This window comes from Fundidesulfovibrio magnetotacticus (assembly GCF_013019105.1).
In the GTDB taxonomy this organism is placed as follows: domain Bacteria; phylum Desulfobacterota; class Desulfovibrionia; order Desulfovibrionales; family Desulfovibrionaceae; genus Fundidesulfovibrio; species Fundidesulfovibrio magnetotacticus.
The window spans coordinates 221,994-245,629 of record NZ_BLTE01000003.1 but is presented as its reverse complement, the minus strand read 5'-3'; the positions used below and the strand labels follow the sequence as shown (position 1 = coordinate 245,629).

General features: G+C 67.4%; 21 protein-coding genes. 11 read left to right on the top strand and 10 right to left on the bottom strand.

Features of this window, described 5'->3' with window-relative positions:
* Nucleotides 1-22 precede the first annotated feature (22 nt).
* The 6 genes from NNJEOMEG_RS05420 to smpB all read left to right on the top strand — a co-directional run bounded on the left by NNJEOMEG_RS05420 (nucleotide 23) and on the right by smpB (nucleotide 6,220).
* Nucleotides 23-1,081 carry a D-alanyl-D-alanine carboxypeptidase family protein gene (locus NNJEOMEG_RS05420; RefSeq protein ID WP_217270482.1) on the top strand — a complete coding sequence of 353 codons (1,059 nt, stop codon included), beginning with the start codon at nucleotides 23-25 and terminating at the stop codon, nucleotides 1,079-1,081.
* A 528-nt stretch (nucleotides 1,082-1,609) separates the two neighbouring features.
* Nucleotides 1,610-2,713, top strand: a complete 1,104-nt coding sequence (ald, locus tag NNJEOMEG_RS05415; RefSeq protein WP_173082073.1) for an alanine dehydrogenase — start codon at nucleotides 1,610-1,612, stop codon at nucleotides 2,711-2,713.
* A gap of 160 nt (nucleotides 2,714-2,873) precedes the next feature.
* Nucleotides 2,874-3,623, top strand: a complete 750-nt coding sequence (locus tag NNJEOMEG_RS05410) for a PTS system mannose/fructose/sorbose family transporter subunit IID (protein WP_173082071.1) — start codon at nucleotides 2,874-2,876, stop codon at nucleotides 3,621-3,623.
* A gap of 25 nt (nucleotides 3,624-3,648) precedes the next feature.
* The gene (locus NNJEOMEG_RS05405) at nucleotides 3,649-3,957 is read left to right on the top strand and encodes an HPr family phosphocarrier protein (RefSeq protein WP_173082069.1); all 309 of its coding nucleotides are present in this window, start codon (nucleotides 3,649-3,651) and stop codon (nucleotides 3,955-3,957) included.
* Nucleotides 3,958-3,965: 8 nt separating this feature from the next.
* Nucleotides 3,966-5,753 carry a phosphoenolpyruvate--protein phosphotransferase gene (gene ptsP / locus NNJEOMEG_RS05400; RefSeq protein ID WP_173082067.1) on the top strand — a complete coding sequence of 596 codons (1,788 nt, stop codon included), beginning with the start codon at nucleotides 3,966-3,968 and terminating at the stop codon, nucleotides 5,751-5,753.
* Nucleotides 5,750-6,220, top strand: coding sequence for an SsrA-binding protein SmpB (smpB, locus tag NNJEOMEG_RS05395; protein ID WP_173082065.1), 471 nt, complete (start codon nucleotides 5,750-5,752; stop codon nucleotides 6,218-6,220). Before ptsP ends, smpB begins: the two co-directional genes overlap by 4 nt.
* Nucleotides 6,221-6,242: 22 nt before the next feature.
* On the opposite strand, the gene NNJEOMEG_RS05390 is transcribed toward smpB, so the two are convergent.
* The 5 genes from NNJEOMEG_RS05390 to NNJEOMEG_RS05370 all read right to left on the bottom strand — a co-directional run bounded on the left by NNJEOMEG_RS05390 (nucleotide 6,243) and on the right by NNJEOMEG_RS05370 (nucleotide 10,281).
* On the bottom strand, nucleotides 6,243-7,118 hold the full coding sequence (locus NNJEOMEG_RS05390; RefSeq protein ID WP_173082063.1) for an LAPAL motif-containing putative phage structural protein: 876 nt from the start codon (nucleotides 7,116-7,118) through the stop codon (nucleotides 6,243-6,245).
* A 301-nt stretch (nucleotides 7,119-7,419) separates the two neighbouring features.
* A complete protein-coding gene (locus NNJEOMEG_RS05385; RefSeq protein ID WP_173082061.1) occupies nucleotides 7,420-7,617 on the bottom strand; it encodes a hypothetical protein in 198 nt (65 codons plus the stop codon).
* An 11-nt stretch (nucleotides 7,618-7,628) separates the two neighbouring features.
* A complete protein-coding gene (locus tag NNJEOMEG_RS05380) occupies nucleotides 7,629-8,069 on the bottom strand; it encodes a hypothetical protein (RefSeq protein WP_173082059.1) in 441 nt (146 codons plus the stop codon).
* An 85-nt stretch (nucleotides 8,070-8,154) separates the two neighbouring features.
* The gene (locus NNJEOMEG_RS05375) at nucleotides 8,155-9,366 is read right to left on the bottom strand and encodes a calcium:cation antiporter family protein (RefSeq protein ID WP_173082057.1); all 1,212 of its coding nucleotides are present in this window, start codon (nucleotides 9,364-9,366) and stop codon (nucleotides 8,155-8,157) included.
* A 282-nt stretch (nucleotides 9,367-9,648) separates the two neighbouring features.
* Complete coding sequence (locus NNJEOMEG_RS05370; RefSeq protein ID WP_173082055.1) at nucleotides 9,649-10,281, bottom strand: LysE family translocator; 633 nt, start codon at nucleotides 10,279-10,281, stop codon at nucleotides 9,649-9,651.
* A gap of 174 nt (nucleotides 10,282-10,455) precedes the next feature.
* On the opposite strand from NNJEOMEG_RS05370, the gene NNJEOMEG_RS05365 reads away from it, so the two are divergent.
* The 4 genes from NNJEOMEG_RS05365 to NNJEOMEG_RS05350 all read left to right on the top strand — a co-directional run bounded on the left by NNJEOMEG_RS05365 (nucleotide 10,456) and on the right by NNJEOMEG_RS05350 (nucleotide 17,903).
* A complete protein-coding gene (locus NNJEOMEG_RS05365) occupies nucleotides 10,456-13,485 on the top strand; it encodes a hypothetical protein (protein ID WP_173082053.1) in 3,030 nt (1,009 codons plus the stop codon).
* A 97-nt stretch (nucleotides 13,486-13,582) separates the two neighbouring features.
* Nucleotides 13,583-15,241: an aspartate:alanine exchanger family transporter gene (locus tag NNJEOMEG_RS05360; RefSeq protein ID WP_173082051.1), complete on the top strand. Its 1,659-nt coding sequence runs from the start codon at nucleotides 13,583-13,585 to the stop codon at nucleotides 15,239-15,241.
* 95 nt (nucleotides 15,242-15,336) lie between these two features.
* Nucleotides 15,337-16,677 (top strand): L-cysteine desulfidase family protein, encoded by a 1,341-nt coding sequence (locus tag NNJEOMEG_RS05355; RefSeq protein ID WP_173082049.1) that lies wholly within the window; start codon nucleotides 15,337-15,339, stop codon nucleotides 16,675-16,677.
* Nucleotides 16,678-16,679: 2 nt separating this feature from the next.
* On the top strand, nucleotides 16,680-17,903 hold the full coding sequence (locus NNJEOMEG_RS05350; protein ID WP_173082047.1) for an aromatic amino acid transport family protein: 1,224 nt from the start codon (nucleotides 16,680-16,682) through the stop codon (nucleotides 17,901-17,903).
* 70 nt (nucleotides 17,904-17,973) lie between these two features.
* Here the strand turns inward: NNJEOMEG_RS05350 and NNJEOMEG_RS05345 are convergent, their stop codons facing one another.
* The 5 genes from NNJEOMEG_RS05345 to NNJEOMEG_RS05325 all read right to left on the bottom strand — a co-directional run bounded on the left by NNJEOMEG_RS05345 (nucleotide 17,974) and on the right by NNJEOMEG_RS05325 (nucleotide 22,249).
* Complete coding sequence (locus NNJEOMEG_RS05345) at nucleotides 17,974-18,738, bottom strand: amino acid ABC transporter ATP-binding protein (RefSeq protein WP_308464628.1); 765 nt, start codon at nucleotides 18,736-18,738, stop codon at nucleotides 17,974-17,976.
* 1 nt (nucleotide 18,739) lies between these two features.
* Nucleotides 18,740-19,789, bottom strand: coding sequence for an amino acid ABC transporter permease (locus tag NNJEOMEG_RS05340; protein WP_173082045.1), 1,050 nt, complete (start codon nucleotides 19,787-19,789; stop codon nucleotides 18,740-18,742).
* A gap of 286 nt (nucleotides 19,790-20,075) precedes the next feature.
* Entirely contained in the window at nucleotides 20,076-20,864 is a 789-nt protein-coding gene (locus tag NNJEOMEG_RS05335) for an amino acid ABC transporter substrate-binding protein (protein ID WP_173082043.1), read from the bottom strand.
* Between the two features lie 260 nt (nucleotides 20,865-21,124).
* The gene (greA, locus tag NNJEOMEG_RS05330) at nucleotides 21,125-21,607 is read right to left on the bottom strand and encodes a transcription elongation factor GreA (RefSeq protein WP_173082041.1); all 483 of its coding nucleotides are present in this window, start codon (nucleotides 21,605-21,607) and stop codon (nucleotides 21,125-21,127) included.
* Nucleotides 21,608-21,745: 138 nt separating this feature from the next.
* Nucleotides 21,746-22,249, bottom strand: a complete 504-nt coding sequence (locus tag NNJEOMEG_RS05325) for a hypothetical protein (RefSeq protein ID WP_173082039.1) — start codon at nucleotides 22,247-22,249, stop codon at nucleotides 21,746-21,748.
* Between the two features lie 224 nt (nucleotides 22,250-22,473).
* Here NNJEOMEG_RS05325 and NNJEOMEG_RS05320 point away from each other — a divergent pair, with 224 nt between their 5' ends.
* Nucleotides 22,474-23,541, top strand: a complete 1,068-nt coding sequence (locus NNJEOMEG_RS05320; RefSeq protein ID WP_173082037.1) for a M20 family metallopeptidase — start codon at nucleotides 22,474-22,476, stop codon at nucleotides 23,539-23,541.
* Nucleotides 23,542-23,636 lie beyond the last annotated feature (95 nt).

Genomic DNA, 23,636 nt, shown 5'->3' with positions numbered 1-23,636 from the left:
CCAGCACGTAAGAACCCGGCGCATGAAGGCGTCCGTTCACTGGAGAACCGCCTGGCCCGTACTCTTGTGCCTGGCTTTGGCTTCGTTTCTCGCCGTATCAGTCAGCCCCGTGGAATCCCTGGCACGCTCCTCTTCAAAGAAGGAGCAGAGCGTCAAGCGATCCAAGGCGGAGAAGTCCGTCTCGGCTTCCAGCCCGCGCTCCAAGTCCTCCAGGAAGAAGCGCTCTGCGGAGCGCGCCGCCGCGTCCCGCGCTCCCGCCCCTGAAGACAAGCAGGAACTGCGCCTCAACGTGAAGGCCGCGATCCTGATGAACATGAACAACGGCAAGATATACTACGAGCACGACGCCGACGAGCGCATCGCCCCCGCCTCCGTGACCAAGGTGCTCACCCTCTATCTTATCCGCGAGGCCATGGCCCAGGGCTGGCTCGGCCCCAACACGCCCATCCCGATCAGCACGGCGGCGGTGCGCACGGGCGGGTCCACCATGTCCCTGCACAAGGGCGAGAAGGTGCCGCTCTCGGAGATCATCAAGGGCATCAGCGTGGTGTCGGCCAACAACGCCTGCGTGGCCGTGGCCGAGACCATGGGCAAGGGCGACGTGCGCCGCTTCGTGGCCCTGATGAACGCCAAGGCCAAGAGCCTGGGCATGACGCGCAGCACCTTCATGACCCCCAACGGCCTGCCCGCCTCGGGCCAGCTCACCACCGCGCGAGACCTGGCCAGGCTCTCGGCCGCCTACCTGCGCCGCTTCCCCGAATCGCTGGTGATCCACTCCATGACCTCCCACACCTACCACGGCGTGACCCACCGCAACGCCAACTCCCTGCTCGGGCGCTACGATGGCGTGGACGGACTGAAGACCGGCTTCGTCTGCGCCTCGGGCTACAACATCTCGGCCACGGCCAAGCGCGGCAACACCCGCCTGATCGCCGTGGTGCTTGGCGCGCGCAACCCCATCGTGCGCGAGGTGGAGACGGCCCGGCTCCTGGAATACGGCTTCCAGAAGGCCTCCGAGGACGCCTCCGCGCCCGCCAAGCCCGCCCGGAAGCCCCGCCGGCAGCGGGACGGCGAAAGCTGACGCCCGCGCCGCCAGGAGCACACCCTCCCCCGCCTTGACCCGCGGGGCTCCGCCGGTCCCGCGCGCCCGCCCCGGGGCGGCCATCACCCTCCGGGACGCCCGGCCGCCTCCCTCCCCGGACCGCCTCCCTCTCCGGGCCGCCGCTCGATCGTCCTCCCCAGCCTTGCGCGTCGATGCCGACAAGCCCCCGCATCCTGCCCGAGACGTGCGCCGCGCCCGCCCCTGACGCGCCGGATCCACCCGTCTCCGACGCCTCCCGGCTCTGACCAACGCCACCTCCAACCCTGACGAAACGCCCGGCCCCTCCTGACCCGATTTTCCCCGGTCCGGCAACCCCGCGCCGCAACTTGTTTTCCTCACGGGCACGGCATCTCCTCTCACTTCTCCTTCGCACGAGATATTGACATCTTTGTTGCTTTGAGAGATTTCTTCGTTCGGTTCAACGCTGCATAGATTTCGCTGAAACTAACGGCCGTTCCGCTTAAAGGAACATCTGACAGCTTTCAACCCCAAACAAGGAAGACTCCCATGATCATCGGCATCCCCAAGGAGATCAAACCTCAGGAAAATCGCGTGGCCATGACTCCCGGCGGCGTCGCCTCCCTGGTGCGCGCCGGTCACGAAGTGCTCGTTGAGGACGGCGCGGGCGCGGGCTCGGGCCTCACCAACGACGAATACGTCAAGGCCGGGGCCAAGCTCGTCACCGCCGCCCAGGCCTGGGGCGCCAAGATGGTCATCAAGGTCAAGGAGCCCATCGCGGCCGAATACCCGTACCTGCGCCCGGACCTGCTGCTCTTCACCTACCTGCACCTGGCCGCCGACGAACCCCAGACCCGAGCCCTGCTGGCCTCCAAGTGCACCGCCGTGGCCTACGAGACCGTGCAGCTGCCCGACGGCTCCCTGCCCCTGCTCACCCCCATGTCCGAAGTGGCCGGCCGCATGGCTACCCAGGTGGGCGCGCACTACCTGGAGAAGTACCAGGGCGGTCGCGGCGTGCTCCTGGGCGGCGTGCCCGGCGTGGCCCCCGGCAACGTGGTGGTGCTGGGCGGCGGCGTGGTGGGCACCAACGCCGCCAAGATGGCCCTGGGCCTGGGCGCCAACGTCACCCTGCTGGACGTCTCCCACAAGCGCCTGCAGTACCTCGACGACGTATTCGGCGGCCGCCTGACCACCATCACCTCCACCGAGCCCAACATCTGGGACGCCGTGGCCAAGGCCGACCTCGTGGTGGGCGGCGTGCTCATCGTGGGCGCCAAGGCCCCCAAGCTGGTCACCCGCGAGATGCTCAAGGTGATGAAGGAAGGCTCCGTGATCGTGGACGTCTCCGTGGACCAGGGCGGCTGCGTGGAGACCATCAAGGCCACCACCCACAAGGACCCCACCTACGTGGTGGACGGCGTGGTGCACTACGGCGTGGCCAACATGCCCGGCGCGGTGCCCCGCACCTCCACCTTCGCCCTCACCAACCAGACCCTGCCCTACGCCATGAAGCTGGCCGCCAAGGGCCTGGACGCCCTCCAGGACGACGCCAGCCTGCTGCCCGGCCTGAACGTCCACAACGGCCTGCTCACCTGCAAGGCCGTGGGCGAGGCCTTCAACATCGCCACCGTGGCCCCCGCCGACGTGTTCTAGACGGATAAAGTCCGCTTTCCGCGCCCCCGGCAGGTCCACGCCCGCCGGGGGCGCTTCTTTTCCCCCTTCCGGGCGTCGCGAAGCCCCTCCGGGACGCGCCGCGCTTGTCATTTCCTTCGCGATTTGCCACTATCCGGGCAAACATTCGGTCCGTGCAGGCATGAACACCCCAGGCGCCCTCACCACCCGGACCCTGATCCGGACCTACCTCCGATGCTATCTCGTGGGCGCTTCCTTCAACACGCGCGGGCTCCAGACCGTGGGCCTGGCCCTGGCCATGGAGCCGGGCCTCGAAATCCTCTACCCGGACCCGCAGGCCAGGCGACACGTCTGGCGGCGCTACCTGAAAATCTACAACACCCACCCCTTCTGGACCCCGTTCCTCGTGGGGGTGTTCCTGGCCCTGGAGGCGCGCATCGCCCGCCGCCAGTTCCCCGACACCATGCTTGACCAGGTGAAGAGCACCGTGGTCTACACGCTCTCCGCCGTGGGCGACTCCTTCTTCGGCGGCAGCCTCGCCGTGTGCTGGTCCCTGGCCACGGCCTGCCTGCTGGCCGCAGGGCAGCCCTGGGCCGCGTTCCTGCTGGGCGGCGCGCTCTTCGCGGCGCTCAACCTGTTCAAGCTGGGCACGTTCATCCTGGGCTACCGCCACGGCTTCGCCGCGCTCACGCGCATCCGCAACTGGGACCTGATCAACTGGGGGCGGCGCATCAAGGTGTTGAACGGCGCGCTCCTGGTGGTGCTCTGGGCCCTGGTCTGGCCGCGCGGCATGGGCCCCGCCGCCTGGGCCCTGGGCGTGGCCTCCGTGCTGGCCCTGGCCTTCGCCGCCGGGCGAAGCCGCATCCCCCGCGAGCTCCTGGTTGCTCTGGCCATCGTCGCCTGTTTGTTTTTTTTCTGGATTCACGTATGATCTGCCGGTTTTCACGGTGACCACAATGCCCGATACAACATCGCCCCCCCCTCTCGACTCGGAATGCGCCGACGAATGCGTCCGGCTGGTCTGCGTGCTCAACGAGCAGGGCCTCCACGCCCGACCCGCCGCACGCCTGGCCCAGGCCGCCCAGACCTTCGCGGCCGACATCGCCATCACCATGGGCTCGCAGACCGTGGACGCCAAATCCATCCTCGACATCCTGACCCTGGCCGCCGGGCACGGGGCCAACCTGGAGCTGCGCGCCAAGGGGCACGACGCCCGACAGGCCCTCGATTCCCTGGCCGACATGTTCAAACACCGCTTCCAGTGAGACCCGCCATGGCCACCGCCAAGCTCGCCGGCATCCCCATCTCCGCTGGCATTGCCATCGGCAAGGCCTTTTTCCTCAACCGCTCGCACTTCGCCCAGGCCCCGCGCCACACGGTGCCCGAAAGCCTCCTGGACGAGGAACGCGAGCGCCTGCGCGTCGCATTCCAGCAGGCGCGCGACGAGCTTTCCGGCATCCGCCAGCGCGTGCCCGCCGAACTCAAGGACCACGCCCTGATCATCGACTCCCACCTGATGATCATGAGCGACCCCAAGCTCCAGGGCGCGGCCGAACGCCACCTGACCGAACTGCGCATCAACGCCGAATGGGCCCTGGAAAAGGCCGTGGCCGACCTGGAAGAGGCCTTCAACGCCCTGGACGACCCCTATTTCCGCGAACGAGCCCAGGACGTGCGCGTGGTCTGCGACCGCGTGCGCGGGCAGCTCATGGGCCGCAAGGTGGACTTCAAGGCCATGGGCAGCCGCGCCGTGCTCCTGGCGCACGACCTCACCCCTGCCGACACCGTGGAACTCCAGGTGGACAAGATCATGGGCTTCGCCACCGTGCAGGGCGGCAAGACCTCCCACGCGGGCATCCTGGCCAAGTCCCTGGGCATTCCCGCCGTGGTGGGCGTGGACGGCCTGGAAGACGCCGTGCAGGACGGCGCCATCGTGGTGGTGGACGGCCTCAAGGGCGTGGTGCTCGTGGAGCCCACCGAGGAGGAGCTGGCGGCCTACGGCGACCTCAAGTACCAGTTCGAGTCCTACCGGGGGGCCATCATCAAGAACTGCCACCTCCCCGGCGAGACCCTGGACGGCTACCGCCTCAAGGTGAAGGCCAACATCGAACTCTACGAGGAAGTGGCCCAGGTCATCGACAACGGCGGCGACGGCATCGGCCTGTTCCGCACCGAGTACACCTACCTCAACCGCACCGAGCTGCCCACCGAGGAAGAACTTTTCGAGCACTACCGCGACCTGGCGGACATCCTCGCGCCCCGGCGCGTGATCCTGCGCACCCTGGACCTGGGCGCGGACAAGTTCATGGCCCACTTCGGACGCCTGGAGGAGCAGAACCCCGCCATGGGCCTGCGCGCCGTGCGCTTCTGCCTGCGCAACCGCGAGCTGTTCCGCACCCAGCTGCGCGCCATCGCCCGGGCCTCCGTGGTGGGCAACATCTCCATCATGTTCCCCATGATCTCGGGGCTCAAGGAGCTGCGCCAGTCCATGAACCTGCTGCGCCAGTGCCAGGCCGAGCTGACCGCCCAGGGACTGCCCCACAACCCCGGCATGCCCGTGGGCATGATGGTGGAGCTGCCCTCGGCCGTGATGACCGCCGAGATCATGGCCCGCGAGGTGGACTTCTTCTCGATAGGCACCAACGATTTGATCCAGTACTCCCTGGGCATCGACCGCACCAACCGGCACGTGTCGTACCTGTACCAGCCGTTGCACCCCGCCGTGGTGCGCTCCATCAAGCACGTCACGGACTCGGCGCATCAGGCGGGCATCGAGTGCAACCTCTGCGGCGAGATGGCCTCCGACCCGTTCTGCGTGCCCATCCTCATGGGCATGCAGATCGACGCCATCAGTCTGAACCCGCAGAACATTCCCGGCATCAAGCACATCATCCGCCAGACCACCATGGACGACTGCAAGAAGCTCCTGAAGCAGGTGCTGGAGTCGCCCACCGTGGCGCGCACCAACCAGTTGGTGCGCGAGACCATCTTCCAACAGTTCCCGGACCAGCTGACGTTCTTTTATTCGCTGCTGGATTCCGAGGAGGGTCCCACGCAGTGAGTTCCAAGTCCGGCGAACCCGTCAAGGTGATCGCCTCCAACAAGAAGGCCCGGCATCTTTACGAAATCCTCGGCACCATGGAGGCGGGCATCTCGCTCATGGGTTCGGAGGTGAAGAGCCTGAAGGCGGGCAAGGCGAGCTTCAAGGACTGCTACGTGCAGTTCACGGGGAACTTCGAGGCCATCCTGAAGGGCCTGCACGTGAACCCGTACGAGAACGCGGGCTACGCCCAGCACGAACCCGAGCGCGACCGCAAGCTTTTGCTTCACGACCACGAAATAAGGGCCTGGAAGGCGAAGGTGGAGCAAAAGGGCCTGACCGTGGTGCCCCTGAAGATTTATTTGAAACGCGGCAAGATCAAGGTCGAGATCGGGCTGGGGAGAGGGAAGAACGTGCACGACAAGAAGAACGTGCTGAAGGAACGGGACCTAGAGCGGGAGGCGCAGCGGGAGAGGGAGAGGTATTGAGGAGACGCGCTTCCTACGGGGACTAAAAAACCGACATTTGTTGTTGTCGCTCCTCTATTTTATCGATATAGTACGTAGATATCCACTTTTTTGAACCTCTTTTACGTCGCAGAACCTTTCTTCCTTGACAGTCATACTTTACACCCTTCAACTCCGTAGACCTCACATTCCCGGTGGCCTCTAAAAAAGAAACATCCAATACATCTGCCCAAAATGTTTCCTGCCCCTTGAATTTCCATTTGATTAACTCCGGCGATATATACAAGAGTTCAACAGTATCTTCAAAATCTTCGGTCTTCTCACCCGCAGGAGGAACGAACTTAAAAAACTGACGATCTGCCTTGCTTACAGCAAACAGTTCCTCCCCTCCTCCAACCACTCTAATCATGTCGTAACCATCTGAATCTAAAGGCGAAGTAAAATCATCCAGAGCTTCCAGAAATGGTTCATTCTCTAGCGCCTTCAGCAGCATGTCTTTATCCCCATCCGAAAGAATCGAATACTCGGCCAATTCGGCAATATATTGCTGCATATCGCCAGAGTAGTGCTTGTATTTACGCACTATAACAGCCTGCAACCTTGAAAGCGCCTCACGAACAGATTTGGCCGACACTCCAAAAAACGACAATATTCCAAGAATTGACGAAACAGCACCTATAGTATCAATAAACGCATGTAAATGCGACTCATATGACCCACTCTTCTGCGCCGAAACACAAATATTTACATCCGTGCGCAGCATTTCTCGAGCAATATGCCTAACAAAAAAATCATATCCAGCAAGAGATCTAGCGTACTCGCGAATTGCAATCTGATGTGCAGACAAGACAGGACTACCGCCTGAGAACTCAAGAACGAAGTACTCTTCGCTAGACTCGCCTATGCCAGGTAGTTTCATATTGACATTCATTACTACCCCCCAATATTACACGGGAATATATAGACTAGCAAAACATACTGACACCCCAGCGAATCCAGCAACCAGCGCCCCAAGACTACTCAACAACCTTGAATATATCAAGCGAACTCAATACGCCTACCTTAGACACACTTCCTCTAACAGGGATTCGCCCCTTGAAAACACCCCAGCCGGTTCGAGTCCCTGGCAGCCCACGCCAACTCCATATAGCGAGACATATCCTCCTTGCCATAGACTTTGAAATACCCGCCGACCTTCTCGCCCAACTCAAATGCCCGGGCTACTCCACTCTGGGCAGCACCAACTCCGCACGGGTCCAGTCGGGCCGCAGGCCGCGCTCGTCCGCGTCGTCCACCGCCAGACGCTCCAAGTCTTCGTCGCTCAGGGCGTCCAGCCGGGCCAAGTCCGTCCGGCTCCCGGCCCTGAGGACACGCAGTTCATCGGCCGAGTAGTTTTTCGAATGCTTCGCGCTCCGCATGGCGCGCCCTCCTATCCGTTCCCCAGAACCCGCCGCAGCAACTCCAGCAGCTTGCCCAGAAACGCCGCGCCCATCTCCTTGGCCTCGTGCAGGGCCGCGCCCCAGCGCGTGGCGAAGCCGGGCACGCTCGAGCCCTCCGGCAGGTCCTCGCCCGTGGACCACACGTTGTAGATCATCAGCTCGTCGCCCGAGACGAAGCAGAACGTGTTGCGCTCCATCTCCCCAGCGAAGCGCGCGTCGATGCACACCGCGAGCTCGCGCCCGCCCGATGCGCCCTCCACCACGCCCACCTGGCGCTTGCCGAGCATCACCTTGCCCGGCGGCGCGGCAAGCTCCGTCTGGAACGTCACGCGAAACTGCCGGCACGCCTTGCGCTCCTCGGCCAACGCCTCGCACAAGGGCATCAGCGCGGCCAGGGCCGCTCCGGCTATCCCGCATCCCAAACGTCCCATGGAGCCTCCTTCGGTTTCCCGGCCCTGGGACTCGCCCCGGGCCGGTGCAACGCATCCGCGCGCCTGTTGTTTCAAATCCAACGAGTTAACGCAACGCGCGCACGAATCCGGCCGTCCGGCGCATGTTGACCGCAAGCAGCACCGACGCGAACGCAGCGTAGAGCACCGAGAGCGCCACCCGCTCCGGCACGGCCGTCACATGGGCCAGGCCCGTCAGCCCAGCCAGCGCTGGCCACGCGAACTGCAGCACGAACAGCCCGAAGAGCGCCGCCGCTCCTCGGATCGTCAGCCGCAGCCGCACCAGCAGGAACACCGCCAACAGAGACTGCGCCGCCGTGAGCAGCACCTCGTTCATCTGCACGCCGTCCAGGGGCATGGAAGCCGTCAAGTCCCCCGAGGACACCCCATACACCCCGGGGATCATCCCCACCAGCAGCGTCCACTGGTTGAGTTTGGACGAAAGCAGGCTCCCCAGCGCCACGCCCGCCTGACCGCGCAGAGCGAACATCACCGCCAGCACGAACTCCGGGGCCTCCGAGGCCACGGGCGCAAGCCACTGCACCAGCAGGAATTCGTTGATCCCGAACACCTTGCCCGTTGCCACCAGCCCCTCGCTGAACAGCTCCGCCACCGCCAGGATCACCCCGGCCGCGTAGACGAAGAGCGCAGCCGTGGCCGCCCGGCGCTGCCCCTGGGGCAGATGCCCCAACACCTCGGCAGGCCCCTCCAGCTCCACCTCACCGCACGGACGGCGGCTGACCACCGCGATGTACCACGCGTAAAGACCCACGAACACCAGGCCGTCGTACCAGGTCAGGCTCCCCTTGAGCGGCACGGTGAAGGCGTAGACCGTCGCCAGCCCCAGGAAGGCCACCTCCGTGGAACGCTCCTCCTCCAGGTGCACGGGGCCGCGCGTGCGCAGCCAGCAGATCAAGGCGATGGACGCCCAGCCCACGCCGATGAGCAGGCGGTTGGCCCCGGTCATGTTGGCGATGGCGTAGTGGGAATAGTCCGACCCGGGATGCTGCCCGGCCTGCCAGGTGAAGTACATGTCCACGGCGTACTCCGGCAGCACGGCGATGAGCGCCACCACGGCCAGGGCCAGGGTCTGGGGGATGTCCTTCTGGGCCACGTCGCAGGCCCAAAGCAGCAGGAACGAGGCCCCCAGCACGGCCATCCCCGTGAGCAGGGTCACGGCGGGAGCGGGCAGTTCAATGCCGGTCAGGCGCAGGGAGAGCCCGGGCAGGGCGGCCAGGGCGGCGATCCAGAGCGGGACGAGACGTTTCGCGGCGTTCATGAAGCCTCCAGCGGTCTTCGGTTCGCCGGAGGCTTTCAAAAGAAAAAACCTCCGGCATGAGTGGACTCATGCCAAAGGTCTCGCTCATCGGATGGACCGACGGCAAAGCCAGGCGGGGCACGCCAGGATGTTGACTTTGCCTTTGGGAAGCTACTCCCCCTTGGATTTGGAAAATCTACGCCAACACGTCCCGATGCGCAAGCCCCCCTCCCCCCGGCCAGGGAGTCTCACCCTGGCCTTGTCCCGCCGCCTGCGCGGCACGCTCCCCGGCTACCTGGGCGGCTACCGTGCGTCCGAAAGGGCCAGGCGCACGCCCAGCCCCACGAAGAGCGCCCCCGTGGCCCGGCCCAGCCACGCCCCCGTGCGCCCGTTGCCGCGCACCAGCGACGCGGCCTTGGCCGAGGACCACGCCAGACAGAGCATCCACGCCGTGCCCGTCAGGTTGAAGACAAACCCCAGGGCCAAAAACGCCAGGGCCTTGCCCGGCGCGGACTGGTCGATGAACTGGGGCAGAAACGCCAGGAAGAACAGCGCCACCTTGGGGTTGAGCACGTTGGTCAAAAAACCCTGGGTGAACACCTTGCGCCGGGCCAGGTCCTCGTGCGCGACGGACCGGGCCTCGCCGCCGCCGCGCGCCAGGAGCAGGGAGAGCCCGCTCCAGACCAGATAGGCCGCGCCCGCAAGCTTCACCACCGTGAAGGCCGTGGACGAGGCCGCCATCACCGCCGAGAGCCCCAACGCCGCCGCCAGGATGTGCACCACGCACCCCGAGGCGATGCCGAAAGCCGCCAGCGCGCCCGCCCGGAACCCATGGGACGCCGCCCGCCCGGCCACATAGAGGTTGTCCGGCCCGGGAGCGATGTTCATCAGGATCCCGGACGCGACGAAGAGCCAGAAGTCGTGGATGCCAAGCATGATGCCCCCCGCGCGATCCGATGGCCGCGCCTCCCGGCCTGTTGCCGGTGGCCCTGGCTAGCCCCGGCGCGCGGCTGCGTCAAGGGAGCCTTCGCGCGGCTTGACAAGGTTCCCACCGCGTGTTTGTTTTCATTCCGGGGTGTTAGGAAAATGACCGCAAGGTAGGGGCCATCCATGCGTCACGGCGCGCGCACGCTCGAAGACCGTCTGCTCTTCGACCGCAAAGACCATGAACTGCTGGGCATCGTCCACGATGTGCTCGGCCGCGAAGACCTCTCCGGGGTCAAGCACCTGCTCACACCCTATCTCCACCCGCGCGGCATCAAGGAGACGGCGGCCAGCCAGGGCCTGCGCACGGCCTACGCCGCAGCCAACCTCCTGGGATCGCTCGAAATCGGCAAGGCTCACGACCGCATCAACGCCCTGCGCGCCCTCCAGGCCGAGGCCATGAGCACCGCCGCCACGCACCTCAAGCGCAACACCGCCCGCGTGCTCATGCAGATCATGAAGGAACTGGTGCGCACCGAAGGCGACCCGCGACGCCAGCTGGAGCTGGCCCGCGATTTCCGCGCCGCCGCCACCGGCAAGCCCCGCGTGGTGGCCCGCCAGCTCCGGCAGAGCCACCTGGCGCTCATGCCCGAGGAGTGGAACCAGGTCAGCTTCGACAACCACGTCCACGACGCCAACACCAAGGGCCGCAAGTCCGCCACGCACCTGATCATGGACGCCTGGATCAAGGGCATCCGCCACCTCACGGTGATCTACTACAACTTCGTGCCCGAGGGCGCTGCCGAGGAATTGCTTTCGGCTGCGGAAATCATGGGCATCACCGTGCGCATCGGCATCGAGTTCCAGACCCGCTACCGCGAGAAGCAGGCCAAGATCATCTGGGTGCCGCGCGGCTTCTCGGGCCGCTCGGACTTCCTGGCCTTTCTGCGCCACGAGGAGGTGGTGCGCTTCATGAGCCAGGGCCAGCGCCTGGCCCAGCTCCAGCAGGAGCAGCTGCTCCACGTGCTGGGGGCCTTCAACGACACCGTCCTGCCCGACTTCAACTCCTACTTCGGCCTGAACGCCCAGCCCTTCGGCGCGGAGGGTTTCCTGGCCGCCGTGGGCTCGGGCCAGGCCTCCCTGGTGCACCTGGGCAAGTATCTCCACGCGGGCCTGATGCCCCACCTCCAGGCCCGCCACCAGACCCTGGAAGCCGAACTGGCCGCCGCCGCGCCCGACGACCGGACGGCCATCGCAGAGCTCATGGAGGAGCTGGACCTCCTCGACGCCGACGCGCTCATGGACGACTACCTCGAAAGCCTCGTGAGCCGCGAAATCCCCGACGACGGCGAGGCAGCGCCCCTCTACTGCGCCTCCCAGGGCCCCATGCAGCTCATCGAGGAGGTGACCCGCCTGCGCGCGGGCAACCGCTTCATCCTGAACCTCTGCTGCCTCGACTCCGAGGACGTGCTGGACATCCTGCGCCTCTGCCGGGGCAGGATCACCCACCTGGAGACCGTGAACCTGCGCAACTCCGCCATGGGCCAGGCCAATGACCCCGTGGAGATCGCCCGCCTCCAGCACCTGATGAACCGGCAAAGCCTCATCCCCCTCAAGCGCTGGGTGCTCGGGCGCATGGACGCCCTGCGCGCGAGCGACGCCCCCGAAGCCCCGGCGCGACTGGAGCGCCTGGAAACCGCCCTGCGCGCCCTGCCCTCGCTGCACGCCCAGTACCGCGACAGGCCCCTGCGCACCTCCATGGGCTCGGACTCCACGGGCCAGTCCTGCCGGGGCTACGGCATGGGCATGGTGGCCCGCGAAACCCTGCCCCCCGCCGCGCGCAAGGCCTCCTGGGCCTTCACCCGCGACGCGGGCCGCGCCATGGTGGTGGGCCTGCGCGTGGACCCGCGCACCGTGCGCGAACCCCGCGAAAGCTCCCACACGTCCCTGGATTCCCTCTACGCCTGGGCCAGGCGCACCCGGGGCATGCGCTGGCTGGGCTTCAAGGCCCGCGAGGAGTTCAAGTCCCGGGGGTTCTTCCCGGCCAGGCCCGGCGAGAGCAACATCCTCATCATGGGCGGAGTCAAGAAGGGCTGCGGCAACGCCCTGGGCCGTCAGGCCCAGGCCGATCCCGCGCCGCGCAAGGGCCTCTCCTGGACCTACCTGACCACGGGACTCAAGAACACCCTCAAGGTGCTGGCCGGATTCCTGCCCGCCATGCTCACCTTCCTGCTCACCAAGGACTGGTGGGTGCTCTCCTGGTTCGGGGCCGTCATCTGGTTCGCCATCACGGGGCTGCGCAACGTGATCCAGTCGGTGCTGGGCGGCGGGGGCATCTCGCGCACGCCGCTACTCAAGTGGAACGACTACGTAAGCGTGGACCGCCTCTGCGAATCGCTCATGTTCACGGGCTTCTCCGTGCCCCTGCTGGACTTCTTCGTGAAGACGCTCTTCCTGGACCGGGGCCTGGGCGTGAGCGTGGCCACGAGCCCCACGCTCCTCTACACCGTGATGGCCATGGTCAACGGGCTCTACATCTGCTCCCACAACCTCTACCGGGGCCTGCCGCGCAAAGCCGCCTTCCTGAACCTGTTGCGCAGCGCCTTCTCCATCCCCCTGGCCATGGGCTTCAGCGCGGCCCTCGGCGCGGCCATCTCCGCCCACGACCCCTCCCTGGCCGACCCCATCCTCCAGCAGTGGGCCGCCGTGATCTCCAAGCTGGCCTCCGACTGCGTGGCCGGGATCATCGAGGGCCTGGCCGACCGCGAGAGCAACATGGCCCAGCGCCTGGGCGACTACCGCGACAAGATCGAACAGATGCTCGCCGTCCAGGAAAAGCTGGAGATCCTCCACCCCACCGTGGACGGCCTGGACATCCTGGCCGAACCCAAGCGCTTCGTGGCCGACGTGGGCAAGGACAGGCCGGACCTCGTGAACGCCGTCATCGTCAACTCGCTCGATTTCCTCTATTTCTGGATGTACCAGCCCCGGGGTCGGCAGGCCCTGGCCCGCGTGCTGGCCGAGATGGACCCCAAGACGCGACAGATCTTCTCCCATTCCCAGCAGGTGTTGGTGCGCAAGCGCGAGATCAGCCAGCTCTTCCTGGACGGCCTGCTGGGCAAGAACTTTTCCAAGGGCCTGGCCTTCTACCTGGACCACTCCGAAGGCTACCTGGAAGCCCTGGAGGAACTGGCCCCCCTGGAACGCGGGGCCTGACCGGACACAGAACACGCCCCGCAGCAGCGCGGCGTCCTCCCCGGCAAGCCGTCAACCCGGCGTCCCGGCGGGAATGCGCGCGGAGGAAAACCCGTCCATGGTCATCGACCTCGCCCAACTCTTCGAGCTCCAGCCCCTGCTGCTCTTCTTCGCGGTGCTGGCGGCGGGCTACGCCGTCAGCAGGCTGGGCTTCCGGGGGGTGCACCTCTCCGCGCCCGTGGGCGTGCTCGTGGCGGGAATGCTCTTCGGGCACTTCGGCTTCAAGGCTCCGCCCATGCTCCAGGAGATCGGCTTCACGCTGTTCATCTATTCGGTGGGCCTCACGGCCGGGCCGCGCTTCTTCAACATCCTGCTGGCCGACGGCTCGCGCTACCTGGCCCTCACGGTGACGGTGGCCCTGCTGGCCGGGGCCACGGCCCTGGGCCTGGGCCACCTCTGGGGCTTCAGCGCCCCTTCCTCGGCGGGCATGCTGGCGGGCACGCTCACCAGCTCGCCCACCCTGGTGGCGGCCCAGGAGGCGCTCATCCAGTCCAACCCGGACTCCCACACCGCCCTGGCCCAGATGGGCTCGGCCTATGCCCTCACCTACCTGGTGGGGCTCTTCAGCATCCTGGCGCTCATCCGCTTCGCGCCCGTGGCGCTGCGCGTGGACCTGGCCGCCGAGGCCAAGATGCTCTCGCGCGAGCGCCAGTTCCGCGACGACGCCGACGACCTGGAGCCCGCCTTCCCCCCGCCCCAGCTGCGCGCCTTCCAGGTGGAGCGCCCCGAGCTGGCCGGGCAGGCCTTCGAGCGCCTGGACATCTGCCGGGGCGGCCGCTGCGCCCTCCAGGCCGTGAAGCGCGGCGGCGAGGTGTTCGTGCCCTCCCCCGGCGACCCCCTCGAAGCGGGCGACCTGGTGGCCCTCTCCATGCCCGTGGGCATGGCCCCCCTGGCGGCCGAGCGCATCGGCCGCGAGGTGTTCGACACGGACCTGCTCTCGGACGTCATCGACACCGCCGAGATCACCGTCACCAGCCAGGACGCGGCAGGCAGGACCCTGGGCGAGCTGAGCGTGCTGGCCCGGCAGGGCTGCACCCCCGTGCGCCTGGTGCGCTCGCACATTCCCATCGCGCCCAGGCCCGACATCGTGCTGGAAAAGGGCGACCTGCTCACCGTGGCGGGGCTCAAGCACCGGCTCGACGTGGTGGTCAAGGCCCTGGGCTACGTGGAGCGCTCCATGGTGGAGACCGACCTCATCGCCTTCGTCTGCGGCGTGCTCCTGGGGCTGTGGCTGGGGGCGCTCAAGTTCCGGCTGGGCGAGGTGACGGTGGGGCTCGGGCAGGCCGGGGGGCTCCTGGCCTCGGGGCTGGTGTTCGGCTTCGCGCGCTCGGCGCTGCCCAGCTTCGGGCGCATGCCCCAGGCGGCGCGCTGGCTCCTTTCGGAGCTGGGGCTTCTCTTCTTCATGGCCTGCGTGGGCCTCAAGGCGGGCGAGGGGGTGGTGGCGGCCCTGCGCGACTCGGGTCTGGAGCTGCTGGCCTGCGGCGTGACCATCTCGGCCGTGAGCCTCTTCGGCGGTTTGGCCTTCGGGCGCTTCGTGTTGCGCATGAACCCGACCCTGCTCTTCGGGGCCATGGCCGGGGCCATGACCTCCACCCCGGCCCTCAAGGTGGTCACCCAGCACGCGCGCAGCTCCCTGCCCGCCCTGGGCTACGCCGGGGCCTACGCCTTCGCCAACGTGCTCCTGGCGCTGCTGGGCGCGCTCATCGCCCGGCTCTAGCCCTCTTTCCCGCCGTCTTCATGGACTTTGCGCCCGCGCCGTGCGAAAAGACCGGCTCGCGCGCCCGCGCCCAACACCACCGCCCGGAGGTTTCCATGGGTCTCACCATCAAGGACATTCTGCACAACAACGCACGCCAGCTTCTGCACCTGGAGACCGAACCGGGCCTGGGCTGCACCGAACCCGCCGCCATCGGCCTGTGCGCGGCCACGGCAGCCGCGCTCCTCCCGCCGGGCGACATCGACTCCCTTACCGTGGAGACCGACCCCAACATCTACAAGAACGCCATGGGCGTGATCATCCCCCACTCCGACGAGACCTCCGGCGTGGACCTGGCCGCCGCCATGGGCGCGACCGCCGGGGACCCGGCCAAAAAGCTGGAGGTGTTCGCCACCGTGGACAAGGAGGGCCTGGCCCGCGCCCGCAGGCTGCTGGCCCAGGGCCGGGTGACGGCCTCCATCGCCCCGGACGCGCAGGGGCTCTTCGTGCGGGTCACCCTGGTCTCCGGCGGACGCACGGCCCAGGCCGTGGTCTCGGGCTGCCACGACAACGTCTCCTCGCGCACTCTCGACGGCCAGGAGGTGGCCGCGCCAGGCGCGGCCCAGGCTGGCGGGGCCTCCGAGACCCTGCTGCCCGAGCTTCAGGAATGGCTTCTGGGCATGACCCTGGCCGATCTGGTGCACATCCTCGACGACATGGACGCCTCGGACCTGCGCTACGTCCGCGAGGGCCTGGACCTGAACCTGGCCCTGGTGGACCACGGCCTCTCGCGCGGACCTGGCATCGCCGTGGGCCGCACGCTCCTGGGCCTGCTGCGCCGTGGCCTGCTGCAGAAGGACATGGCCCAGTGGGCGGCCATCCGCACCGCCGCGGGCATCGACTCGCGCATGGGCGGCGTGCCCCTGCCCGCCATGACCCTGGCCGGATCGGGCAACCAGTGCATCGCGGCGGGCATCCCCGTGATCTCGGCCGCCCAGTACCTGACGCTCGAAGACGAAGGCCTGGCCCTCAAGGCCGTGATGCTCAGCTATCTGGTGACCTGCTGCATCAAGGCCGGTGTGGGCAGGCTTTCCTGCCTGTGCGGCAGCGGCGTGGCGGGTGGCGCGGGCGTGGCCGCCGCCGTGGCCTACATGATGGCCGGATCGGCCGAGGCCGTGGGCGGGGCCGTGAAGAACCACATCGCCTGTTTCACCCCCGTGGTCTGCGACGGGGCCAAGACCAGCTGCGCCCTCAAGGTGGGCGAACTGGCCGGGGCCGCCGTGCGCAACGCCCTGCTGGCCATCAGCGGCTGCGTGGTGCGCTCCACCGACGGCATCGTGGACGCGAGCCCCGAGCAGACCATGCGCAACCTCTCCCAGGTGGTGCGCACGGGCCTCACCGGGCTCGATCCGGCCATCCTGGACGTGATGCTGGCCAAGCAGAAGGCCGGGGCCTAGCCATGGGCGTCCCGGGCGGAAAGGCCCCCGTGCTCACCATGTCGCTCATGGTCACGGGGAACCTGCTGGGGGCCGGCATCCTGGCCCTGCCGGTGAACCTGGGCCCAGCGGGGATGATCCCCTCCCTGGCCGGGATCGTGCTGGTGTGGGCGCTCATGCTCTTCAGCGCCTACGTGCTGGCGGATCAGCCGGAGCTTTCCCAGGAGGGATCGGGCGGCCTGCCCGCCTTCTTCGGTTCCAAGCTCGGCCCCTCGGCCAAGTGGCTGGCCGTGGCGGCGGACATGGTGATTTTCTACGGGGTGCTCACGGCCTACCTGGTGGGCACGTCCACGGTGGTGAACAGCCTTTTCGCAGTGCCCGTGCCCCGCTGGGCGGTCACGACGCTCTATTTCTGCGCCGTGGCCGGGCTCACGGGGTTCGGCATGGCCATCCTGCGCCGTTGCAACGCGGTGATCCTTCTGCTCATGGGCGTGAGCTTCGCCGCGCTCATCGCCATGACCCTGGGCCACGCGGACCCCGAACGCGCCCTGCCCATGCGCCCGGAGTTCCTGCCCGCGGCCATGCCCGTGGCGCTCACGGCGTTTCTCTTCCACAATCTCGTGCCCACGCTCTGCCGGGAAATGCGGGGGGACGTGCGCGCGGTGCGCCGATCCATCCTGTACGGATCGCTCCTGGGCCTGGCCATGAACGTGGCCTGGACGGCGGCCGTGTTCTGCGCCCTGCCCATGGAGGGCCAGGGTCCGGCCACGCTCATGAACGCCTTCGAGAAGAACCTCCCGGCCACGGTGCCGCTCTCCATCCTGCTGGATTCGCGCACCTTCACCGACATCGGGCTGGTGTTCGCCCTGCTCTCCATGAGCGCGGCCTTCCTGGCCAACGGCACGGCGCTCCTGGACTTCCTGAAGGACCTGGGCGACGGCCTGGGGCGCAGGCCAGGCCACACGACGGCATGGCTGCTGGCTTTCGCGCCACCGCTGGTGGTGTCGCTGGTCTACCCGGACATCTTCCTGGCCGTGATGAACCTGGTGGGGGGAGTGGGCATCTGCCTGCTCTTCGGGGTGCTGCCCGGGCTGCTCACGCTGCGCAAGGCCCAGGGCGGCGCAAAGCTTCTGGCCGGTGCGGCCCTGGCGTGCTTCGCCTTCATCCTGGTGTTCGAGATGGGCCAGGAACTGGGGCTCACGCACATCAAGCCGGACTGGGAGTACTGGGCGCAGTTCCTGGAGTGAGTTGATCAAATGGAAAGGGCCGGTCGACCGGCCCTTTCTTCTTGAAGGCTGGGGTGCAAGGAGCATCCCCCTACATGATCTTGTCCATGAAGGCGCGGATGCGGGGCATTTCGCAGTCCTGGCCGAAGAATTTGGCGGGGGGGTCGGCCAGGAGGATGCGCCCGGCGTCCATGAAGGCCACCGTGTCGGCCACTTCGCGGGCGAAGCCCATGTTGTGCGTGACGATCACCATGGTCATGCCCTCTCGGGCCAGGGTCTTGATGGCCTCGAACACCTCTCCCACCAGCTCGGGGTCCAGGGCCGAGGTGGGTTCGTCGAAGAGCATCAGCTTGGGCCGCATGGCCAGGGCGCGCGCGATGGCCACGCGCTGCTTCTGCCCGCCCGAGAGCGTGGCCGGAAAGCGCCCGGCCTTGTCGGCCATGCCCACCTTGGCGAGCATCTCCATGGCCAGGCCGCGCGCCTGGGCCTTGTCCTGGCCGAGCACGGTCACGGGGCCTTCCATCACGTTGCCCAGCACCGTCATGTGCGGGAAGAGGTTGAACTGCTGGAACACCATGCCAATCTGCGTGCGCAGGGCGCAGAGGTTGCGCTGGCGGTCCAGAACGAGCTTGTCCGCCACCCGACGGTAGCCGGCGGGCACGCCTTCGAAGCGGATCTCGCCCTCGTCCACGGTCTCCAGGAAGTTCATTGCCCTGAGCAGCGTGGACTTGCCCGAGCCCGAGGGCCCGATGATCACCACCTTCTCGCCGCGCTCCACGGCGAGGCTCACGTCGTCCAGGGCGCGGTGCGCGCCGAAGCTCTTGCGCAGGTTCACGCATTCGATCAGCCCGGCCATGTCAGCGCCTCTCGTAGATGCCCACCCTGGTCTCGATGCGCTCGAAGACGAAGGTGAACACGGTGGTGAAGAACAGGTAGATCACGCCCGCCAGGACGATGGCCGTGACGTTGAAATAGGTGTTGAACATCTGGTCCGCCGCGCGCATCAGCTCCACCATGGCGATGGTGGAGACCAGGGCCGTGTCCTTGATCAGGGCGATGAACTCGTTGGCCACGGGCGGGATGAGGCGCTTGTAGGTCTGGGGCACCACCACCCGGCGCATGGCCTGGCTGTAGGTCATGCCCAGGGCCTTGGCCGCCTCCATCTGGCCCGAGGGGATGGACTCGATGCCCGCGCGGATGATCTCGGCCAGGTAGGCCGAATAGTTGATCCCCAGCCCGATGAGCGCCGCCGTGAGCGGTTTGAGCGTCACGCCCAGGGAGGGCAAACCGTAGTAGATGAAGAAGAGCTGCAACAGAAGCGGCGTGCCCCGGAACAGCCAGATGACGAACCAGCACGGCGCGCGCAGCGCCCTGTAGGAGCTGAGCCGCCCCAGGGCGATGACCAGCCCCCCCAGGGGCGAAATGAGCATGGTGCAGAACACCAGGAGCAGCGTCATGCCCGCGCCGGAGAGGAGCGAGGGCAAAAAGCGCCAGCAGTCCCTGAGGAAGCGCTCCCAGGCGGGCAGACGGTCGCGCTCCACGGCGACGATGAAGTTCTGGGCCTCGGCGTGCCCGGCGAAATGTTCGAGCACGTCGCGCGCGGCCTGCATGGCCCCCTCGTGGTCCCCGGCCGCCAGGCGCAGGCGGGCCAGTTGCATGCGGGCCGAGGCGTACTCGCCCTCGTCGTGGGCCTTGTCTGGCGAGGGCACGGCGGCGTAGGCCTCCATGGCCTCCTGGAGGCGGCCTTCGGCCATGGCGTCGCGGCCCCGGCGCATGAGTTCCTCGGTGGAGGCCTGGGCCTGGGCCCATGCCGGGGCGGCCTGGACGGGCAGACACGCCAGGGCCAGGGCGAGGGTCAGCAGGAGGGCCGCCGCGAGGACGCGGCGGACGCACGGGCGCTCCCCCATCCGCGAGGACGCGCCGGGAGGGAGGGCCGCCGCGAGGGCGCGCGGGGCGTATGGGCGACGTGGTGAGGACGGCATGGTCGTGGTGTTCCGGGTTGCTGGGGCTCGCCGCGCGGGGCGTTCACGGCTCACGGCGCGGGCCGGGAGCGTCCCGGCCGCAAGGGGATAGCCTCCGGCGGTCGCCGGGGCAAGCCCCCCGGGCGGATTTTTCGGGGCGAGGCCCGAAAGAAGTCCGGCCGGGAAGCGCTTGCTCCCCGGCCGGACGGGCCTACGTGCGACGAGCGTCAGACTACCACTTCTTGGGGTCGGTGATGTCCTCGCCGAACCACTTCTTGCTGATCTTGGCCATGGTGCCGTCGGCCACCATGGCGCCCAGGGTCTTCTGGATCATGTCCTTGAGGTCGGCTTCGCCCTTGCGGAAGGCGATGCCGAAGGGCTCCTTGGTGATGAAGCCGGGGAGCACGGTGTACTTGCCGGGGTTGGTGGCCACGAAGTAGCGGCCGGAGACGTTGTCGATCACCACGGCGGCGAGGCGGCCGGAGTCGAGGTCCAGGAAGGCCTTGGGGTTGGCGTCGTATTCCTTCACCTCGGAGGCGGCCTTGGGCAGCTTCTTCACGGCTTCCACGGCCGAGGAGCCCTTCTGCACGCCCAGCACCTTGCCGCCCAGGTCGGCGAAGGCCTTCACGGGGCTGCCGGCCTTCACCACGGCGATCTGGCCGTCCATGATGTAGGGATCGGTGAAGAGCACCTTGCCCTTGCGGTCTTCGGTGATGGTCATGCCGTTCCAGATGCAGTCGAACTTCTTGGAGTCGAGCGAGAGGATCACGCCGTCCCAGGCGGTGGGCTGCCACACGATCTGGATGCCCAGGCGCTTGCCCAGTTCCTCGGCGGCGTCGATGTCGAAGCCGACGAGCTTCCCGTCGTCCTTCTTGAAGCCCATGGGGGGGAAGGAGTCGTCCAGGCCGATGACCAGCTTTCCTTCCTTCTTGACGCGGTCCCAGGAGCCGTCGGCGGCCTGGGCCATGGTGGTGACGCCGAACAGCAGCAGGACAAGGGCCAGAATCGTGATCCGTTTCATGCAAGCCTCCTCGGGGGTTGTAAGCTCCGGGCGCGCGCCCGGGGCGGTTTCGCGGGCAAACTTTGTATTCCTATAAGAAGGCGCGGGCCGTGGCAAGCAGGCGGAATTGTTCCGCTTGCAGAAAAAATAATCCGCAAAGGGAAACAACGACACCCCTTTGCAGGGGCGTGGCCGCGCCCTGCGGGGGGCGCGGCGGAGATCAGGGGAACGGCACGAAAAAGCCCCGGCAGGACCGGGGCTTGGGGTCGCGTCGCGGGACGCTAGGGCAAGACGCCCAGGAAGCGGACGGAGACGATCTCGTAGCGGATTTTGCCGCGCGGGGCGTCCACCACGATCTCGTCGCCCTCCTCCTTGCCCAGCATGGCCTGGCCCACGGGCGAGAGGAGCGAGATGGAGCCCTTGGCGGGATCGTTTTCGTCGGGGCCGAGCAGAGTCCAGGTCTTGGTCTCGCCGGTTTCCACGTCCTCGATCTCCACGGTGGCGCCGTAGGTGACGCGATCGCCGTCCAGGGTGGCCAGGTCGATGACCTGGCTGGTGGCCAGGCGGCCCTCGATGTAGCGGATGCGCGCCTCGAGCATTCCCTGGCGTTCGCGGGCGGCGTCGTAGCCCGCGTTTTCGCGCAGGTCGCCTTCTTCACGGGCCTCGGCGATGGCTTGGATGACGGCCGGACGTTCCTTCTTGAGGTCGTCCAGCTCCCTTTCGAGGCGGCGGAAACCCTGCATCGAGATGGGGATGGATTGCATGGTGCGTTCCCTCTGCTTGCCTCCCTGGGGAGGCGTGAGATAAAAAAAGCCTTGCCCGGAACCTCGCGGTCCCGGGCACGCTTCGCCTTCCTCCTAGCCCACGAGCGGGCCGGGGTCAAGGCCGTGGGCGAACGATGGTCAATGGGTCGTTTTCGACCCAGTTTTCATCTGGTATTCCCGTGCTTTGGCGCGGCGTTCCTCCACGAGGGACTCCTCCACGGCCGTAAGCCTGGTGCAGAGCGTGGCGGCCACGTCGGCCAGGCCCACGCCGTCCAGGCTTTCGATCCCGGCGAGATCCTTGGCGATCTCCGCCTCCATGCGCTCGGATTCAAGGAACATCACGTAGGCCAGGGCCAGGGCGGCGTTGTTCTCCTCCGTGCCGTCGCAGAGGACCGCCACTTGCTGGGGGTCGGCGGTGCCCAGGAGGGTGTCCACGAACTGGCCGATCCACTTGCGGTGCAGTTCCGGCAGGAGCGGCGGCACGGTCTCGGCCACGCAGGCGGCGGCCTGGGCGGACATGTCCGGCCGAACGGCCCCCAGAAGCTCCTTGATGGCCTCCTGGCGGCCGTCCTGGGCCTCCAGGACGCGCCGGTAGAGCAGCTTGTGGATGTACAGACGGTGAACCGCTTCGCGGGGATCCATGGATCGGGCCTCCTTGGCGCGGTGGCGCCGCGCCATGATAGACCGGACGCACGCCGCGAGCAACCCCGGGCCGGAAGGGCCACGGCCGCGCATTGGTCGCACGCCAGGCCCTGACCGAAAGGCGCTGGCCCGGCCAGAAGTATCCGCCCCGCTCCACCGGCTCCGGCGCGGCACCCCGCAAAAGCGCTTGCCAGAAGGCCCGGCCTCTGGTCAGACTGCCGCCCATGGACGCCCTTACCCGTGAAATCGTCGAGCTGACCAAGGCCCTCATCCGCTTCCCCTCCACCGCCGCCGATCCGGGGGCGCGCAAGGCCTGCGCGGACCACATCGCCGCCACTCTGGACGCCTGGGGCATCGGCTTCGAGCGCCTGGAGCACGAGGGCGTGGAGTCCATCCTGGCCCTGCCCGAGCCTGGGCGCTGCCGCGTTCTGCTCATGGCCCACTACGACGTGGTGGCCGCGCCCGCGGCCCTCTTCGAACCCCGGGAGGAGGACGGAAAGCTCTTCGGCCGGGGCGCCATCGACGACAAATACGCCGTGGCCCTGGCCATGGCCCTCCTGAAACGCCAGAAGGGGCAAGGCGGGGCCATGCCCCTGGGCGTGCTGCTCACCGGCGACGAGGAGACCGGCGGCCGCAACGGCGCGCGCCACGCCCTGCAACACGTCCAGGCCGAACTGGGCATCGCCCTGGACGGCGGCAGCCCGCGCACCCTGGTGACGCTCCAGAAGGGCGTGATCCGCTTCCGGCTCACGGCCCGGGGCAAGGCGGCCCACGGCGCGCGGCCCTGGATGGGCGGGAACGCCATCGAGGCCCTCATGGCCGATCTGGCCCGCGTGCGCGCCCTCTTCACCGACGACGCCCCGGACCACTGGCACAAGACCCTGAACATCGGCGTGATCCAGGGTGGCACGGTGGTGAACATGGTCCCGGCCGAGGCCTGGGCGCTTCTGGACATCCGCCACACCGAGCGCGAGGACCCGGAGGCCCTCAAGGCCGCCGTGCGCGCCGCCGTGCGGGGCGAACTGGAGCTGACCAATCAGAGCGTGCAGTTCAACGGCGGCGATTCCCCGCTGCTGGACCTCCTCGACGCCAGCGTGCCGGGCCTGGAGCGCGGCCGCTCCCACGGGGCCACGGACGCCCGCTTCCTCTCGGAGCGGGGCATCCCCGGAGCGGTCTGGGGCGCGCGCGGCGACGGCACCCAGCATACGGCCGGGGAATACCTGCACCTGGACTCCCTAGAGGAGCTGACGGCCTCCATGGCGCGTTTCCTGGACTCGGTGCCCGCGAAGTAGCCACGCATCTCCCCCATGGCGGTCGGAATAGTTCCCGCTTGACCGCTTCGAGCGCCCAAGGCAATCTCTTAAAGGGGCGATTCGCCAGCGCCGAG

Bases quoted from the DNA above. Each gene is read 5' to 3' on its own strand.
- NNJEOMEG_RS05420 (WP_217270482.1), top strand. From the start codon at position 23: ATGAAGGCGTCCGTTCACTGGAGAACCGCCTGGCCCGTACTCTTGTGC.
- ald (WP_173082073.1), top strand. From the start codon at position 1,610: ATGATCATCGGCATCCCCAAGGAGATCAAACCTCAGGAAAATCGCGTG.
- NNJEOMEG_RS05410 (WP_173082071.1), top strand. From the start codon at position 2,874: ATGAACACCCCAGGCGCCCTCACCACCCGGACCCTGATCCGGACCTAC.
- NNJEOMEG_RS05405 (WP_173082069.1), top strand. From the start codon at position 3,649: ATGCCCGATACAACATCGCCCCCCCCTCTCGACTCGGAATGCGCCGAC.
- ptsP (WP_173082067.1), top strand. From the start codon at position 3,966: ATGGCCACCGCCAAGCTCGCCGGCATCCCCATCTCCGCTGGCATTGCC.
- NNJEOMEG_RS05390 (WP_173082063.1), bottom strand. From the start codon at position 7,118: ATGAAACTACCTGGCATAGGCGAGTCTAGCGAAGAGTACTTCGTTCTT.
- NNJEOMEG_RS05385 (WP_173082061.1), bottom strand. From the start codon at position 7,617: ATGCGGAGCGCGAAGCATTCGAAAAACTACTCGGCCGATGAACTGCGT.
- NNJEOMEG_RS05380 (WP_173082059.1), bottom strand. From the start codon at position 8,069: ATGGGACGTTTGGGATGCGGGATAGCCGGAGCGGCCCTGGCCGCGCTG.
- NNJEOMEG_RS05375 (WP_173082057.1), bottom strand. From the start codon at position 9,366: ATGAACGCCGCGAAACGTCTCGTCCCGCTCTGGATCGCCGCCCTGGCC.
- NNJEOMEG_RS05370 (WP_173082055.1), bottom strand. From the start codon at position 10,281: ATGCTTGGCATCCACGACTTCTGGCTCTTCGTCGCGTCCGGGATCCTG.
- NNJEOMEG_RS05365 (WP_173082053.1), top strand. From the start codon at position 10,456: ATGCGTCACGGCGCGCGCACGCTCGAAGACCGTCTGCTCTTCGACCGC.
- NNJEOMEG_RS05360 (WP_173082051.1), top strand. From the start codon at position 13,583: ATGGTCATCGACCTCGCCCAACTCTTCGAGCTCCAGCCCCTGCTGCTC.
- NNJEOMEG_RS05355 (WP_173082049.1), top strand. From the start codon at position 15,337: ATGGGTCTCACCATCAAGGACATTCTGCACAACAACGCACGCCAGCTT.
- NNJEOMEG_RS05350 (WP_173082047.1), top strand. From the start codon at position 16,680: ATGGGCGTCCCGGGCGGAAAGGCCCCCGTGCTCACCATGTCGCTCATG.
- NNJEOMEG_RS05345 (WP_308464628.1), bottom strand. From the start codon at position 18,738: ATGGCCGGGCTGATCGAATGCGTGAACCTGCGCAAGAGCTTCGGCGCG.
- NNJEOMEG_RS05340 (WP_173082045.1), bottom strand. From the start codon at position 19,789: ATGGGGGAGCGCCCGTGCGTCCGCCGCGTCCTCGCGGCGGCCCTCCTG.
- NNJEOMEG_RS05335 (WP_173082043.1), bottom strand. From the start codon at position 20,864: ATGAAACGGATCACGATTCTGGCCCTTGTCCTGCTGCTGTTCGGCGTC.
- greA (WP_173082041.1), bottom strand. From the start codon at position 21,607: ATGCAATCCATCCCCATCTCGATGCAGGGTTTCCGCCGCCTCGAAAGG.
- NNJEOMEG_RS05325 (WP_173082039.1), bottom strand. From the start codon at position 22,249: ATGGATCCCCGCGAAGCGGTTCACCGTCTGTACATCCACAAGCTGCTC.
- NNJEOMEG_RS05320 (WP_173082037.1), top strand. From the start codon at position 22,474: ATGGACGCCCTTACCCGTGAAATCGTCGAGCTGACCAAGGCCCTCATC.